14 protein-coding genes are annotated in these 14,588 nt (G+C 66.6%); 10 read left to right on the forward strand and 4 right to left on the reverse strand.

What is annotated here, in order from left to right:
* Positions 1-14 precede the first annotated feature (14 nt).
* From EOW65_RS07705 to EOW65_RS07740, 8 genes are all read left to right on the forward strand, one after another.
* Positions 15-704 (forward strand): phage tail protein, encoded by a 690-nt coding sequence (locus tag EOW65_RS07705; RefSeq protein WP_240664575.1) that lies wholly within the window; start codon positions 15-17, stop codon positions 702-704.
* A gap of 82 nt (positions 705-786) precedes the next feature.
* Positions 787-1,398, forward strand: coding sequence for a phage tail protein (locus EOW65_RS07710; RefSeq protein WP_128148388.1), 612 nt, complete (start codon positions 787-789; stop codon positions 1,396-1,398).
* 30 nt (positions 1,399-1,428) lie between these two features.
* Positions 1,429-2,046, forward strand: a complete 618-nt coding sequence (locus EOW65_RS07715) for a phage tail protein (protein WP_128148389.1) — start codon at positions 1,429-1,431, stop codon at positions 2,044-2,046.
* Positions 2,047-2,211: 165 nt separating this feature from the next.
* Positions 2,212-3,069, forward strand: coding sequence for an SGNH/GDSL hydrolase family protein (locus tag EOW65_RS07720; protein ID WP_128148390.1), 858 nt, complete (start codon positions 2,212-2,214; stop codon positions 3,067-3,069).
* Complete coding sequence (locus EOW65_RS07725) at positions 3,066-4,907, forward strand: carbamoyltransferase family protein (protein ID WP_128148391.1); 1,842 nt, start codon at positions 3,066-3,068, stop codon at positions 4,905-4,907. The genes EOW65_RS07720 and EOW65_RS07725 overlap by 4 nt, the downstream gene beginning before the upstream one ends.
* Position 4,908: 1 nt before the next feature.
* Positions 4,909-5,244 carry a hypothetical protein gene (locus tag EOW65_RS07730; protein ID WP_128148392.1) on the forward strand — a complete coding sequence of 112 codons (336 nt, stop codon included), beginning with the start codon at positions 4,909-4,911 and terminating at the stop codon, positions 5,242-5,244.
* Between the two features lie 113 nt (positions 5,245-5,357).
* Positions 5,358-6,365, forward strand: a complete 1,008-nt coding sequence (locus EOW65_RS07735) for a hypothetical protein (RefSeq protein WP_128148393.1) — start codon at positions 5,358-5,360, stop codon at positions 6,363-6,365.
* Positions 6,366-6,560: 195 nt separating this feature from the next.
* Positions 6,561-7,844, forward strand: coding sequence for a hypothetical protein (locus EOW65_RS07740; protein WP_128148394.1), 1,284 nt, complete (start codon positions 6,561-6,563; stop codon positions 7,842-7,844).
* 44 nt (positions 7,845-7,888) lie between these two features.
* On the opposite strand, the gene EOW65_RS07745 is transcribed toward EOW65_RS07740, so the two are convergent.
* A complete protein-coding gene (locus tag EOW65_RS07745; protein WP_164880027.1) occupies positions 7,889-9,142 on the reverse strand; it encodes a hypothetical protein in 1,254 nt (417 codons plus the stop codon).
* Between the two features lie 137 nt (positions 9,143-9,279).
* Entirely contained in the window at positions 9,280-11,238 is a 1,959-nt protein-coding gene (locus EOW65_RS07750; protein WP_128148396.1) for a hypothetical protein, read from the reverse strand.
* A gap of 288 nt (positions 11,239-11,526) precedes the next feature.
* On the opposite strand from EOW65_RS07750, the gene EOW65_RS07755 reads away from it, so the two are divergent.
* Positions 11,527-12,570, forward strand: coding sequence for a DUF2793 domain-containing protein (locus EOW65_RS07755; protein WP_128148397.1), 1,044 nt, complete (start codon positions 11,527-11,529; stop codon positions 12,568-12,570).
* Positions 12,571-12,586: 16 nt separating this feature from the next.
* Positions 12,587-12,862, forward strand: a complete 276-nt coding sequence (locus tag EOW65_RS07760; protein WP_128148398.1) for a hypothetical protein — start codon at positions 12,587-12,589, stop codon at positions 12,860-12,862.
* Positions 12,863-12,871: 9 nt separating this feature from the next.
* Here EOW65_RS07760 and EOW65_RS07765 read toward each other — a convergent pair whose 3' ends face one another.
* On the reverse strand, positions 12,872-13,723 hold the full coding sequence (locus EOW65_RS07765) for a hypothetical protein (protein WP_128148399.1): 852 nt from the start codon (positions 13,721-13,723) through the stop codon (positions 12,872-12,874).
* A 39-nt stretch (positions 13,724-13,762) separates the two neighbouring features.
* Entirely contained in the window at positions 13,763-14,578 is an 816-nt protein-coding gene (locus EOW65_RS07770; protein WP_128148400.1) for an ABC transporter permease, read from the reverse strand.
* Between the last annotated feature and the right edge of the window lie 10 nt (positions 14,579-14,588).

Genomic DNA, 14,588 nt, shown 5'->3' on the forward strand with positions numbered 1-14,588 from the left:
TTGCTTTTGCATGAATGCCGGACCTGCCCCAAGCTGGCCTTTCCATTGGGAAGATTACTCAGGGCGGAGTTTTTATGAAACAGCTTACGAAACCGGCGTGGCCGGCCGTGGCCGCGATGGCCGTTGCCGCAGTTCTCGCCTTCCCTGCACAGACGGCCCGGGCCGGGGATATGCCGTATCTCGGCGATATCATTGCGGTCGCCTATAGCTATTGTCCGGTCGGCTGGGAACCCGCCGATGGGCAGCTTCTGCCGATCTCCAACTATTCGGCGCTTTTCGCACTCTACGGCACCACCTATGGCGGAGACGGGCGCAGCAGCTTCGGCCTGCCCGACCTGCGCAGCCGTGCGGCCTCCGAGCAGGGGGCGGCGGCTGCGCCGGGGCTGACGCCGCGCGACATCGGCGAGAAATATGGGCAGCCGACGCAGACCCTGAGTGTTTCGCAGTTGCCGGCACATGTGCATACGGTCAATGCGAACAATCTCGACGGCAATTTCCCCGGCCCGGCCGGCAAGGTTCTGGCTGCTGCGCCGAGCGGGGGCAGCGGCAACGAGACGATCTATTCCGGTCAGCCGGCCGATACCACGATGTCGCCGCAGATGATCACCCCGACCGGTGGCGGACAGCCCCTGGCGACGCAAGATCCCTATCTGGCGATGCAATATTGCGTGGCCGTGTCCGGGGAATTCCCGATGCGGGAGTGAGCGTCCGGGAGAGCGCGTCTTCCCGCCGCCTGTGCGGCGTCAGGATACTTGACACAGAATTTTCAGACAGCGGAGACTCTTTATGTCCTTTCTGAAATGCGCGATGGGGGCGAGCCTGCCCAGCCTCGCAGTGATCGCCGCCCTTGCCGGAGCGGGTCCGGCAAGGGCCGGCGAGGAGCCCTATATCGGCGACATCATGATCGTCGGGTTCAACTTCTGCCCGAAGTACTGGGTGCCGGCGCAGGGCCAACTCATGGCGATCGCGCAAAATCAGGCGCTTTTCGCATTGCTTGGCACCACTTATGGCGGAGATGGGCGGACCACCTTCGCGCTGCCGGACCTGCAGGGCCGTGTGACGGTCGGTTCCAATGCGCCGGCGGGGCTGTCGCGCGGCGCGAAGGGGGGGCAGGAAACGGTGGCGATGACCAGCACCACGATGCCCGCCCATACGCATCCGGTTCTGGCGACCGAGGCGGATGGCGATCAGCCCGGCCCCGGCGGCAAGCTCCTGGCCGGCGCGCCGAGCGGTGGCACCGGCAACGAGACGATCTATTCCGATCAGCCGCCGAACAAGCTGATGTCGGATGCAATGATCTCGAATACCGGTGGCGGGGCCGCGTTCTCCGTGCTCGATCCCGGCCTGTCGCTGTTGCATTGCATCGCGGTCTCGGGCCTCTTCCCGCCGCGCAGCTGAACAGCCTTTCGGAGCAAGGATATTGTGGAGATGACGATGTTTCATTCGAAGATGGTCGCGGGCGCGGCGCTGGCGCTGGCCGGCATCTCGGCTCCCGGTCTCGCCCGGGCCGACAGCATGCCGTTCGTGGGCGAGATCTGGGCGACAGGCGTGGCCGGCTATTGCCCGCGCGGTTCGCTTCCTGCCGAGGGGCAGCTTCTGGCGATTGCCGAGTATGAGGCCCTGTATACTCTTTATGGCACGACCTATGGCGGCGACGGGAGGAGCTCCTTTGGCCTGCCCGACCTGCGCAGCCGGGTGCCGGTCGGAACCGGGGCCGGGGCGGGGCTGTCGCAGACGCCTCTTGGCCTCGAGCGCGGGCAGGAGGCGGTCACCCTGACCCAGGCCAATCTTGCCCCTCACCATCACGGGGTTGCGGCGAACAATCTGGACGGCAATCTCGCCGGGCCGACCGGCAGGCTTCTGGCCGCGGCGCCGACCGGTGGCACCGGCAACGAGACGATCTATTCCGACCAGCCGCCGAACAAGCAGATGTCGGTGCAGATGATTGCGCCTGTGGGGCAGAACATGCCGGTCTCGGTTCTCGATCCGACTCTGGCCGTGCGCTATTGCGTGGCCACCACCGGCCTCTATCCGTCCCGTCAGTGAGGATAGCTCGGGCAGTCCCGGGGGCGGCGAGGCGCTGCCTTCGGGCGTTTTCGCGCTTGATTTTTCGCCTATAACGTGTGGTCCTGCGCGGAGGAGTGGGCGCGTTTCGGCGGTGTTCGCCTGCGCCGGCCACTGCGCGCGCATCCGAGGACACTGGGCACTGACATGATCGTATCGAAACCCCGGCTGCTGTTCCGGCCGGACCCGGTTCTGGGCTGGTCGCTGACGCCCGGACATGCGGTGCAGGTCGCCTTTCGCGACGGTGTGGTCCAGCGGATCGGGGCGGATGGCTGGCGCCAGGTGCCCGGCCGCAGCGCCGCGACCGGGCCGCGGCTTGCGGTTTATGGCTGTTCCTTTACCTACGGCACCGGTCTTGCCGACGAGGAGACCTATGTCGCGCGGCTGCAGGCGGCCCTGCCGGAAATCTGCTTTCTCAATCGCGGCATCGGCGGTCAGGGCACGGTGCAGAACCTTCTGCAATTCCGCCGCGACATTGCAGCGGGAGCGGTGGATGCGGCGATCTTCGCGATCATCAGCGATCACCGCTTCCGCAATATCCCGCACCCGTCCCGGATGCGGCAGTACCTGTCGCTTGAATGGTCCTCCCTGGGGGTTGGGCACGTCCCGGTGCTGCGCCGCGGCGGTGCCGGGCGGCCGCGCATCGTCTATCTGCCGATCTGGCAGCCGGTGATCGCGCGTGGCGGGTTCGAGGCCTTCCTGCCCGACGACTGGATGATCACCGACGCCACGCTTGCCGCGCTGGAGATGATCCGGGAAGAGGCGGCCGCGCACCAGATCCCGGTGGGCTTTGCACTGCTCGACGCGCTGGCGCCGGCATTCAACACCGTGGTCCGCGCGCGCTGCGAGAATTGCGTCGATATCTCGGTGCCGATGGACGCGGCCCATACCCATATGCCGCATGACCGCCATCCGAATGCCCATGCCAACGCCCTTTACGCCGAGCGGCTGCTGCCACTGGCGCGCGCCCTTGGCGAGACGGCGCACAGCGGAGAGCGGGCATGAGTTTCCGTGTTCTCGGGATCTCTGCCCATTTCCACGATTCGGCGGCGGCGCTGGTGCGGGACGGGCAGATCCTGGCGGCCGCGCAGGAAGAGCGCTTTTCCCGTCGCAAGGGCGATGCACGCTGGCCTGCGGCGGCCATCGCCTCCTGTCTGGCGCATTTGCCCGCGGGGGAGCGCCCCGACCGCGTCGCCTATTACGAGGACCCGGGGCACAAGATCCGGCGCATCCTCGACACCGCGCGTGGGCTCGCGCCTTCCGGGGCGCTGCAATGGCCGCGGATGATGCACAGCCTGCACACGCTGGCCGCGGACCTGCCCGGGCAGCTGGCCGCGCTGGCGGGGGCGGCGGAGCGGGTGGTGCTGGTGCCGCATCACCGCAGCCATGCCGCCTCTGCCTTTTACCCCTCGCCCTGCGAGACTGCCGCGGTTCTGGTGCTTGACGGGGTCGGGGAAACTGCGAGCACGACGCTGTGGCACGGAAGCCGCGGCACCGGCCTGACTGCGCTCGCCGAGACCCGCTTCCCGCATTCGCTGGGGCTGTTCTACAGCGCGTTCACCCAGTATTGCGGCTTCAAGGTGAACTCGGGGGAATACAAGCTGATGGGGCTCGCCCCCTTCGGCACGCCGAGCTGGGCCGGACGCATCCTCGATCAGCTGATCGACCTGCGGGAGGACGGCTCCTTCGCGCTCGACATGCGCTATTTCGATTTCGACCGTCGGCAGAGCGGCACCTCGCCGCTGTTCGAGGCCTTCTTCGGCCAGCCGCAGCGCCATCCCGACGAGCCGATCACGCCCTTCCACATGAATGTCGCGGCCTCGGTGCAGGCGGTGCTCGAAGCGGCGGTGGTGCGGCTGGGCCGCACGGCGCTGGCACGGACGGGGGCACGCGCGCTGTGCCTTGCCGGCGGCGTCGCGCTCAACTGCCTTGCCAATCGCCGGCTGCGGCTCGATCTGCCAGAGCTCGAGACGCTGTGGATCCAGCCGGCGGCAGGGGATGCGGGCGGCGCGCTTGGTGCGGCGCTCGAGGTCGCCGAGGCAGAGGCACGGGCTGTGGGGCGGGTGGCTCCGGCGGGCGACCGGATGCAGCATGCCCTGCTCGGCCCCGGCTTTTCCGCCGGGGCGATCCGCGCTGCGTTGCAGGCGGCGGGGCTCGTCTTCGTCGAGCAGACCGACCCCGCGGCCTATGCCGATCAGGTCGCCGCGGCGTTGGCCGAGGGGCAGGTCATCGGCCATTTCGACGGCCGGATGGAATTCGGGCCGCGCGCGCTTGGCAATCGCTCGATCCTCGCCGATCCGCGCGGCCAGGAGACCTTGCAGCGGGTCAACCGCAGCATCAAGTTCCGCGAGGACTGGCGCCCCTTCGCGCCGATCGTTCTTGCGGCGCGGGCGGCGGAGATCTTCGAGGCACCGGTGGACAGCCCCTATATGTTGCTGGTGGCCGACCTGCGGCCGGAATTCTGCGGCGCGACCGACCTTGGCGCGGCGCGGGCGCAGGGGCTGAGCACGCCGATGGAGCTGCAAGGCGCGATCGGCAGCGCTTTCGATGCGGTGACGCATGTCGATTTCAGTGCCCGGTTGCAGACGATCGACCCCGGCGACGGGCGTCGTGCCGGGGCGATCTTGCGGGCCTTCGAGGCGCGCACCGGCTGCCCGATGCTGCTCAATACCTCATTTAACGTCCGGGGCGAGCCGATCGTTTGCCGGCCGAAGGATGCGATCGACTGCTTCCTGAACACGGGGCTTGATCTGTTGGCGATCGGGCCGTTCCTGGTCCATCGTGCGGCGCAGGGGGAATGGGTGGAGGGCAGGGTGGGGAGGGCGCGCTTTGCAGCCGACTGAGATGTCTGATTTCTTCGAGCGGCTGGCCGCGGTGCTGGCACTGGCCCCGGCGCCCGAAGGGGCGGGGCGGGGCGGGGTCTCCTCATCGGGCACGGCCAGCCTGTTTGCGCCGCCAGGCGCGGCGCAGGCGGCCCCTTTGCGCAGCCTCGCGGAGCTGTGCGCCGCGGAGCCGGGGATCTGGCCGGCGCTCGCCGCCGAGGCCGAGGCGGCGGGCGATGCTGCGATGGCGGCGTTGTGCCGGGCCCTCGCCGCCGGGCTTGCCGATGGCGGCCTGCGTCCGCCCGGGGAATGGCGCCCGATGCACCGCCTTGCCGACTTCGTCTATCCAGTCATCTGAGGGCCGTCGGCCATGGCGGGAGACGAAGGATGAGGCGGATTGTCTTGCATGTGGGGCCGGGGAAATGCGGCTCTTCCTCTGTTCAGGCCGCGATTCTGCGCCCGGCGACCGCCTTGCGCGATCATCTGGCGGGGGTGCTGCTGCAGCCCGCAGAGCTGTTGGGGCTCGATCGTGAACAGCCCGAGGCCGCGGTCGAGGACCGGTTTCACCGGCTGATCGCACGGGCACAGGCGGACCATCCCGGCAAGGTTCTGGTGCTGAGCCACGAGATGATCTTCAAGATGGTGCCGGTGTTGCGCAACCTGGCTCGGATCGCGCGCGCCCATGCCGACGAGGTGATGGTCGTGGCCTATGTCCGGCGGCAGTCGGATTTCCTGGTCTCCGCCTTCGGGCAATGGTTGTTCCGCGCACCGGCGCGGATCGCCGAGACCGCCGCGGTCTTGCGCGATCACGGCCTTGATCCCGCGCTGTTCTGGGGCGTCGAGCGGCACCTGATCGCGGTGCTCCTCGGGGGATGGGAGGTCGGGCGGCAGCTCAGCGGGCATCTCTATTTCGACTGGTCGTCCAGCATGTCCGAACGGGCGGCGGCGCTGACGGTGCTTGGCGTGCCGCTGTCCGTCGGGCTGTTGCCTCGGCCCGGGTTCGAGCGGCCGCTCATCGCCGATTTTCTCGCGCGGATCGGTCTGCCGGCCAAGTTTCCGGCCGCGGTCGAGCAAGTCCGCAATCCCGGCTTTCCGCCAGCCCTCATTGAAGGCGTCTGCGCGGCGATCGAGGCGGGCTATGCCATGCCCGGGCCGGGCGAGCATACGGATTTCTTCGACTCTATGGGGACGGTGAATGCGGACAGGGCAGGCCAGAACGAGACCTTTCTGGCCCAGCTCAAGGACCGGGTGGACACGGCCTTTGCGCCGGCGAACGCGGCCTTCGCCCGGCAATTCAGCTTGCCTGTCTCCTATTTTGCGCCACGCCGACAGGTCACGCAGGCGCAGGTGCAGGATGAGATCTGGCGCGAGGTGCGCGTTCGGGCCGCACTGCCAGAGGCGTTGCGCCAACGCGAGCGGGCCGCCCGCGCAGCTCTGGCGCAGATGGCCTGGGCCGCCTACAGCGGTCGGGGGGCATAGGCCTGTGGGGGGAGAGTGGCTTGCCGCCTTTCCCAGGCTTGGCTTAGACTGCCCTACCACCAACGGGTCCGGCATATGCGCCGTGCCAGAAATCTGACGACGGACAGCGGGCAAATGACGAATTCTGGACTGCAGGACTGCCGGGCCGTTTGTGTTTTTGTTGCCGAGGACGATCTCTTGGCCAGCTGCCGCGAAATGGGGGTTCGCGGATATCTCATCGACGGCGAGGACGGGCTCGTGCTGATGACCTCGGCCGCCGACGCCGCAGCGCTTGGGGCGCGTTTCGGCACGCTCACCTTCACCCGAATGGCGCCGGTGCGAACCCGGGAATTGCCCGACGAAATCCGCCGGCTGTCTCGCAAGGTTGCGACAACATCCCGGGGCAGGATCGACGGCTGCGACGGCAAGACGAAGATCTGGGGCTGGTTCCATCCCGATCGCGTTCCCGGTCGCGAAATCCAGATCTTCCGGGGGGGCGAGCGGATTGGTGCCGTCTCGACGGATGTCTTCCGGCCAGATCTGTTCGAAGCGGGCGTCGGCGATGGTGTGGCGGGGTTCATCTGCTCTCTGCCGGATCTTGCGGTGCGGTGCGGCGATGTGACCATCCGCAATCTCGACGGCGCTCTTCTTGGCACCTGGACCGATCCGGCGCCGAGCCCGGCCCAGACGGCCACGCCGGCGGCGCCCGCGGAACGCCGTAGCGTCGCCACGACGCTTGGCGCCGGAGAGCTGCCCGGCGCCGAGGCTGCGGGGCATTACAGTGTCGATCTGGGGCGGTTCGCGCTGGATTACTTCCTGGTTCCGGGCAAGACGAAGCGGATGATCGTGTTCTCGCCGGGCTTTCTGGACGCCGGGCGGTTTCCCTACCCCTATTTCCAGCGGATGAAATGGGCGCAGCAATTCGAGGATACCTGCGTTTTCCTCACCGATCCGACCCTGCTTCTGGGCAATACCCAGATCGGCTGGTTCATCGGTGACAGGACGACCCATTACCTGCCGGTCGTCGCGCACTATCTCGAGGCGCTTGCCGCCTCACGCGGCACCGCCCCCGCTGAGATTCTGTTCTTCGGCTCGAGCGCGGGCGGCTTTTCCTCGATCGCGCTGGCGGCGCATGTCCGGGGCGCGCGGGCCCTGGCGGTGAACCCGCAGACCAACGGGCTGAAGCTGCACAGCCCGTCGCAGCTGACGAACACGCTCCGCTCGTGCCTTGCCATCAGCTCTTTGGTCGACGCCTATGGCGAGTACAAGGACCGGTTCGTTCTCAGCGAGATGCTCCGCCGGCTGGCCTATGTGCCGCGCATGACAATCTGGCAGAACTTCTACGATCGCTATCATGTCGAGCATCACCTGCTGCCCTTCCTGCACGAGATCAAGGACCTCGCGCCGACGGAAGAGCTGGACGTGCATATCGCGGCCCGTCCCGACGAGGGGCACGACCCGCCGAACTTGGCGGTCATCAAGCACTTGTTCTGGCCGTAGGGGCCGGGGCGACGCGGGACGCCGGCCGCGAGGGGGCGGTGGTGTCAGCTCCTGCCGCGCCGCTCGGCAAGGCGATGCTCGTATTGCTCGACCTTCTTCAGGATAAGCGGGCCATCCGGACGGGCGCGGCGGGCCAGCAACATGAGTTTATAGGCATCGCTCAGGTCAAAATCCGCAGAGATCTCCATGCGCATGGCGAGATCCCGCAGCATGTCGGCATCTTCCAGGCGAAGGCCGCCGCTGATCAGGGCCCGCATGTAGATTGAAATCAGAAGATTGTCGATGGAATCGCTTGTTTCGACGGGGGCGCCGATCAGATGAGCGATCTTGTGCAGGCGACTCACATCCAGATCGGACAGATCGTCCAGATATTCTTCGACCCCCTGCACATCCTCGGCTTCGGAGACCTTCGGATAGGCAATACCGAATTCAGAGTTCAGGTATGAAATTTCGTCGTTTTCGGCGGGAGAGAGGGCCATCGAGAGCATGTTCCGGTCGAGTCGCCCCCCGTCCTCTTGGCGGAACTCGTTGGCGAGCAGGGCCATGACCCTGCTGCGCGCGCCGACACGCTGCCGGCTTCCGAATGTGTTGATCGGAAGCTTGTTCAGCCGGTAGATCAGCTTCGTCGCCGCGGATGAAAGCGATTCATTCGCCCGGACCGGAGATTTGATATCAAGCCCGACAATTTTTGCGAACCCCGTTGAGATATCGCCAAATTCGGAGATGGTCTTCTGAAAATCCCTCACGATCAAACAATCCGCCGGCAGCCCCTTGCGGAACTCATCCAGTCTGACGCGATACCGGGTTGAGATTTTTGGCAGGGATTTTGCGCCGCCCTTGATGTGTTCCTGAATCGATGATGCGGCAAAATCCTGGGGGTCCCGGACAAATGTGAAAACCCTGACGTTCAGACCGTGCGTCCTGAAAAAAGAGATCAGGTCTCTTTTCTCCTCCTCATAGAGGGTGCTCATATCCTCGCCCGATATGATCAGTCTTTCGTGCCGATTGTCGGAAATGTCTTTTTCGAGAATATCGAGGTATTCCGCGCGTTTTCCTTCGACCTCTGAGCGGCTTAATCCAAGTTTTCTCCAGATGTGATAATCGTATCGATTCTTTGAGAAAATCGTCGTCATCGGGATGGAGTGATTGACTTCCTGGAAGCTTGCAGAGCGGGTGGTCTGGTCCGCATACCCCTTCAGGCTTTCCTGTATCGACGACGATCCGGTCTTGTGGATGCCGATGTGCAGCAAGACTTCCTTCATGTCGGATGAACGCCCCCCGATATTCTTTCCACTCATTGACCTGCAAGCCACATGCCCTTGCAACACAAAAATGCCGCGGCATAAAAGTCCCTTTGGCCCGCGGGGCGGGCTTCGGGACACCGGCGAAGGTGAGGCGGGGGGCGCCGTCTCGTGTCGGTGCTTCTGGCGTGCAGTCAGCTGCGGCGAAGGTGCCTGACGATCCATCGCATGGGGGAGGTGAGGCGCCACGAGGTCGAGTGCACCAGGGCATCGTTATGGGCACTCACCGCCGAGAGCTGCTCTTTCGTCTGCTCGTAGGTTCCTGCGAGGTCTTCGATCTGTCGGCGGAGCGCCGCGAGAAGATCCGAGAGGTCCTCGGCCGCGGCAGAGACGCGCGCCGCAGGCAGGTCAAATTTCTGTGACAGGAGCCCCTGCGTCTCGGCGAGGGTGGTGCGGGCGGTCTCGATCGAGCTGCGCTGCCGATCGGCGCGGGCCCGGGCATCTTCAAGGCCCTGCTGGTACTCCAAGATGATTTTGGCGACTTCCGAAAGCTCGGTGTCGCGTTCCGCATTGGAGGCGCTGAGGGCGGAAATCTCATCCGCCTGGATCTGAACCTTGCGCTCGAGCACGCCGTGTTGCGCGGCGAGGCGGGCCACGTCCGCTTCGGCCTCGGCGAGGCGGCCCGAGGCCCGGGCCAGATCACTTTCGCGCTGTGCGAGGGTCGTCTCGCTTTCGGCAAGCCCGCTCGTCAGCGCGAGATGCTCGGTTTGCAGCCGGGCCATCTCCGCCTCACGGCGCGCGAGCTCGGCCTGGGCCGCGGTAAGGTCGCTGCGGGCGGTTGCGAGGGATTTGGTGATTTCGGAAAGCTCGGTGTCGCGGCGGTCGCGCGCAGAGCGCAGCGCGGAGATCTCCTGCGCCTGCGACTCGATCCGCAGCTCGGCCCGGGTCAGGAGGTCCTGCGTGCGGTGGAGGGCGGCGGCGGCGTCGTCGATCTCGGCCTTGCGCTGCGTCAGGATGTTCTGCGTCCGGTTCAGCTCGTCCTGCAGGGCTTTCCGTTCGCTGCTGAGCACCTCATCCCGGCGGGCCCGTTCGGCCAGTTCCGCCGTCAGCCGGTCGCGTTCCGCACTGGCGGCATTGCGCTCGGCGGTGAGGGTGTCGACGGCCTTCGCCCGCTCGGCCATCTGCGGCTCGATTTCGGCGGCCCTGGCCCGCGCGGCATTGCGCTCGGCGGTGAGGGTCTCGATGGTCTTCGCCCGCTCGGCCAGCTGCGGCTCGATCTCGGCGAGTCTGGAGCGCGATTTTTCCAGCTCCTTGGCGCGAGCATCGCCCGTGGGCGTGACCAGCGAGCCGAGCAGCACCGCGCTTTCGTCGAAGGCGTCGCGGATCTCGTCAAGACGCGCATGGTCCTTGGGATTCTCGCCGGTCTCGGCCCAGGATTGCATGATCCTGTAGGTCTCGCGCAGCCAGCCGGACAGCAGCGGATCTTGCAGCGTTGCCTCGGGGGGCGTGCTGTGGTGCTGCAGCCCGGGTTCGATGGCGTCGCGCAGCATCGGCATGTTGACCGGCGAGAACCGCGGCCAGGAAATGCGGAGCTCGCGGCCCAGCTTTTCGGCCACGCTGCCCCAGTTGTTCAGGAGCTGGTCATAGCTGGTAAAGGCGCGCGGCAGCCCGCGGCTGCCGGCCTCGGCGTCGAGGACATGGCGCAGCCAGAGCAGGGAGCCGTATTCCGGGGCGAAGGCATTGCGGGTGTGCAGCGAGGCCGCGACCTCGAGCGGGTTGCGGTGCGTGTGCACGACGATCGGCTGGATCTGCATCTCATCGAGCAACTCGGTCCAGAGCGGCAGGAAGCGGCAGATGCGGGGGTCCTTCAGCGCGAAGAAGCCGGAGTCGCCATATTCGGTCTCGAGGGTGGTGCGGATGCGCTCGCGGAACTCGTCGGCCTTGGGCGAGCTCAGCCAGGAGGCGGGGAAGGGGCGATAATCGTTCCAGCTGCTGCCAGCAGAGGCAAGCAGCGCCTCGTGCTGTTTGAAGAGCGGAAAGGATTCGAAGAAGCCACGCGGATTTTCATCGGCCGCGGGCATTGGCGTGGCCGGACCGTCGCAGCCAAGGGCGATGAGCAGTTCCGACAGGGCAGAGGTGCCGGAACGGTGCATGCCAAGGATCAAGACGACCTTGCGTTTGGGCGGACTCTTTCGGGCGGAACTGCGTGCCGTGGCACCGGAAACCTTGGAACGTTTGGATGTCGTCATGTCGCTGGTATATCGCAAAAAAGAGGCCTGTGAGCAGACCCTAGCTTGGAACTGCCGTGCCGGCTACCTCTTTGCACGCTTTGCGGGCGGCGGAGACCGGCACGGGGCAAGTCGGTTGCGCGCGCAGGGGTAACCGGATCTTTGCCCAATCGCGGAACAGTCGGCGGCAGAGCATTTGCCCGGAGAGCCCCGATGACCGACACCACCGCTAATCTCGAACTGCCACGGATCCTGCCGGCGCAGGCCCAAAAACACGTTACCCACAACGAGGCGCTGCAGTTGCTTGACGCGGCGGTGCAGCTTGTCGTGCAGGGCTTTGACGCTGTGGCGCCACCCGAGACCGGGAGCGAGGGCGAGGTCTGGGCGCTTGGTGCCGGTCCGACCGGTGCCTGGGACGGGCAGGCCGGCAAACTCGCGTTCCGCACCGAGACGGGCTGGCTGTTCCTGACCCCGCGCGCGGGCTGGCGGGCCTGGGGCCGGACCGAGGCGGATCTGCGGATCTGGCATGGAGACGGCTGGGTGTCGCTGTTCACCGGCCGCGCCGGGCTTGGCATCAACACCGGCTTCGATGCGGTGAACCGGCTCTCGGTTGCCGCGGCGGCGACGCTTCTGACCCACGATGGGGCGGGGCATCAGCTGAAGATCAACAAGGCCGCGGCGGGCAACACAGCGTCGCTGTTGTTCCAGAGCGGCTGGTCGGGCCGGGCCGAGATGGGGCTTGCCGGCAACAACGACTTCTCGGTCAAGGTCTCGGCCGACGGCACCTCTTGGGTGACCGGTCTGACGATCTCTGCGGGCGGCATTGCGGCCCTGCCGTCCGGGGCGACGATCGGCGGGACGCGGGCCTATGCGCGGGGCAATGTCCTCGGCGCGGTGGCGCAGGCGGCGGGGGTGCCGACCGGTGCGCTGATCGAACGCGGCAGCAATGCCAACGGAGAATACGTGCGCTTTGCCGACGGCACGCAGATCTGCACCTATTCTGCGGTCGGCGCGGCAGGGCCGATCACGACGGCCGAAGGTGCGATCTGGAAGTCGACGGAATATTCCTGGACCTTCCCGGCAAGTTTTGCCGCAACCGGCAATCTTGCGGTGAACGGGTCTTTGCGCACCAGCGCGGCGGCCTGGCTCAAGGTCCGGGTGAGCGGCATCTCATCGGCGAGCGTGATGCTGTTTGCCGCAACCTCCAACGCCAACACCTTCACCGTCGATTTCAGTGCCATCGGCCGCTGGTACTGAGCGAAAGGAGCCTGACATGTTTCTCATCACCCTGAGCCCGATGCGCCGCGACGACACGCTGACGGTCTCTGTCGCCGGCGATGTTCTGGTGCTGAACGGTGTGGCGCTCGATCTCGGCGCCTACACCGCAGATCCTGAGGCGCCGCATGACTGGATCGTCGGTCAGCCGGTACAGGATGGGGGTCTCTGGCACCTGACGCTGGTCTTGCCGCATGGCACGGATGCCTCGGAGCAGACGCGGTTTCCGCCACCGATCACGGTGACGGCGGACGGGCCCGTTGCGCTGAGTTGAGCCGCCGCGTCAGGGCGTGAAAAGCCGCACTCCCGTGCCGGGATCCGCCGTGCGGTGGCGCAGCGCGGCGAGGTCGCGGGCCTCGATGGCCTGCAACAGGCTGCGTTCTCGCGCATCCCAGGGATCGAAGCCGGGCCGGCCGGCCGTGCGCGGCAGCGCCGTCGCCGTCGCCTTCACCTGGTCCGGACCGACCGGCCCCACTTCGGCCTGCGCGGCGATCGCGTCGAGCGCGGCCTGCGAAAAGCCCGGACGCTCGATCCCCTCGTGCAGGGTGAAGGAGGCGGGGGCGAGGCCGGTGATCTCGGCCAGAAGCTGCGCCTCCCGCCCGGGCAGGTCCTCGGCGCGATAGAGCAGCATCGGGCTTTCGGGGAAGGCCGCGCACAGCCGTTCGACCAGCGGCAGCCAGCTCATCGCCTCGGGAGGCCAGCGCAGGAAGGCGCGGAACGGCCGGAACGGCGTCGATTTCAGGGTCTCGCAATAGAGCGAGGGCAAGAAGCCCGCGAAGCCGCGCAGCCCCAGCACCAGAAGCGGGGCGCGCAGCCCGAGGTGGCGCGCCACGATCTGCGCGCGTTCCGCGCCTTGCGGATAGAGCCCGGCCGGGGTCACCACGTCCTGCACCAGGGCAAGGATGTTCTCGTCGAAGACGAGGCGGCGCGGGCCGGCGGGGAAGCTTTCGGCCGGGGCGGGGGGCTCGGGGTGGCCGGCATGCAGCAGTGGCCGCGTCCAGGCGGAGCGGAACGATTCCAGTCCGACCCAGCCCACGCCAGCCGCCCGCAGGGCCTGCTGCGAGCGGTCGAGCGACTTCTGCAGGAAGGTGGTGCCGGTCTTGTGCAGGCCGAGCCAGAGAATGTCACGCGGCATCAAATCCATTCCCGCCTTGCCCTGCGCCGGCCCGACCCGTCAGGTGCTCAGGATGTCCTTGTGATAGCGCATGAGCAGTACCAGCCCGAGCGCGCACAGGGCCAGCCCGACCGCCACCACATAGGCCGTCGAGACATAGGTGGCCTTGTACATCGGGTAGAAGCCGCGTCGCATCAGGCCGATGACGTGAAAAAGCGGGTTGTACCAGAGGACCTGCTGCACGGCGTGGGGCAGTCGCTCCATCAGCATCAGCACGCCCGAGGCCAGGAACAGCGGCCGGGTGATGATCGACCAGATCATGCTCCAGGCCGGGTAGAGGCCCGACAGCAGGCAGTTCATCAAGCCGACCCCAAGCCCCAGGAAGGCGGCCAGAGCCAGAGCTGTGAGGATCGGGCCGAAGCTGAGCACCGAGCCGGTCTTGGCGATGATCAGGATGCCGGTGAACAGCAGACTGATGACCATGAGGTTGGTCAATGTGTTCAGGATGAACCGGGCGAGCGCCGCGTCGAGCCAGGTCACGCTTGGATAGCGCAGCAGCGGGCGCGAGAAGTTCAGGGAGTTGGCGATCGAGTTGGCCACGCTGTTGTAAAGCGTGAAGGGCATCATGCCGGTGGCATAGAACAGGATGAAACTGTTGCCCAGAGCGGGCGAACGCACGAGCAGCGAGAACCCCGCCGCAAGCACCAGAGTGCCGCCCAGTGGCTCGAGGATTGCCCAGAGATAGCCCCCCGGAGAGCGCCCGTAACGGGTCGACATCTCCCGCAGCATCAAAGCGATGATCGTGCGCAAGGTGGCGAAGTGGCGCGTTTGCACCCGGCTTGGCACGTTCGGGGGGGAGATGTCTGTGGAGGGCATCGCACAAATT

It is taken from the genome of Paenirhodobacter ferrireducens (assembly GCF_004022265.1).
Taxonomy (GTDB): Bacteria; Pseudomonadota; Alphaproteobacteria; order Rhodobacterales; family Rhodobacteraceae; genus Rhodobacter; species Rhodobacter ferrireducens.

Coding starts and splice junctions, on each gene's coding strand:
- EOW65_RS07750 (WP_128148396.1), bottom strand. CDS start 11,238: ATGCACCGTTCCGGCACCTCTGCCCTGTCGGAACTGCTCATCGCCCTT.
- EOW65_RS07730 (WP_128148392.1), top strand. CDS start 4,909: ATGTCTGATTTCTTCGAGCGGCTGGCCGCGGTGCTGGCACTGGCCCCG.
- EOW65_RS07705 (WP_240664575.1), top strand. CDS start 15: ATGCCGGACCTGCCCCAAGCTGGCCTTTCCATTGGGAAGATTACTCAG.
- EOW65_RS07720 (WP_128148390.1), top strand. CDS start 2,212: ATGATCGTATCGAAACCCCGGCTGCTGTTCCGGCCGGACCCGGTTCTG.
- EOW65_RS07715 (WP_128148389.1), top strand. CDS start 1,429: ATGACGATGTTTCATTCGAAGATGGTCGCGGGCGCGGCGCTGGCGCTG.
- EOW65_RS07710 (WP_128148388.1), top strand. CDS start 787: ATGTCCTTTCTGAAATGCGCGATGGGGGCGAGCCTGCCCAGCCTCGCA.
- EOW65_RS07740 (WP_128148394.1), top strand. CDS start 6,561: ATGGGGGTTCGCGGATATCTCATCGACGGCGAGGACGGGCTCGTGCTG.
- EOW65_RS07755 (WP_128148397.1), top strand. CDS start 11,527: ATGACCGACACCACCGCTAATCTCGAACTGCCACGGATCCTGCCGGCG.
- EOW65_RS07765 (WP_128148399.1), bottom strand. CDS start 13,723: ATGCCGCGTGACATTCTCTGGCTCGGCCTGCACAAGACCGGCACCACC.
- EOW65_RS07745 (WP_164880027.1), bottom strand. CDS start 9,142: ATGAGTGGAAAGAATATCGGGGGGCGTTCATCCGACATGAAGGAAGTC.
- EOW65_RS07725 (WP_128148391.1), top strand. CDS start 3,066: ATGAGTTTCCGTGTTCTCGGGATCTCTGCCCATTTCCACGATTCGGCG.
- EOW65_RS07760 (WP_128148398.1), top strand. CDS start 12,587: ATGTTTCTCATCACCCTGAGCCCGATGCGCCGCGACGACACGCTGACG.
- EOW65_RS07770 (WP_128148400.1), bottom strand. CDS start 14,578: ATGCCCTCCACAGACATCTCCCCCCCGAACGTGCCAAGCCGGGTGCAA.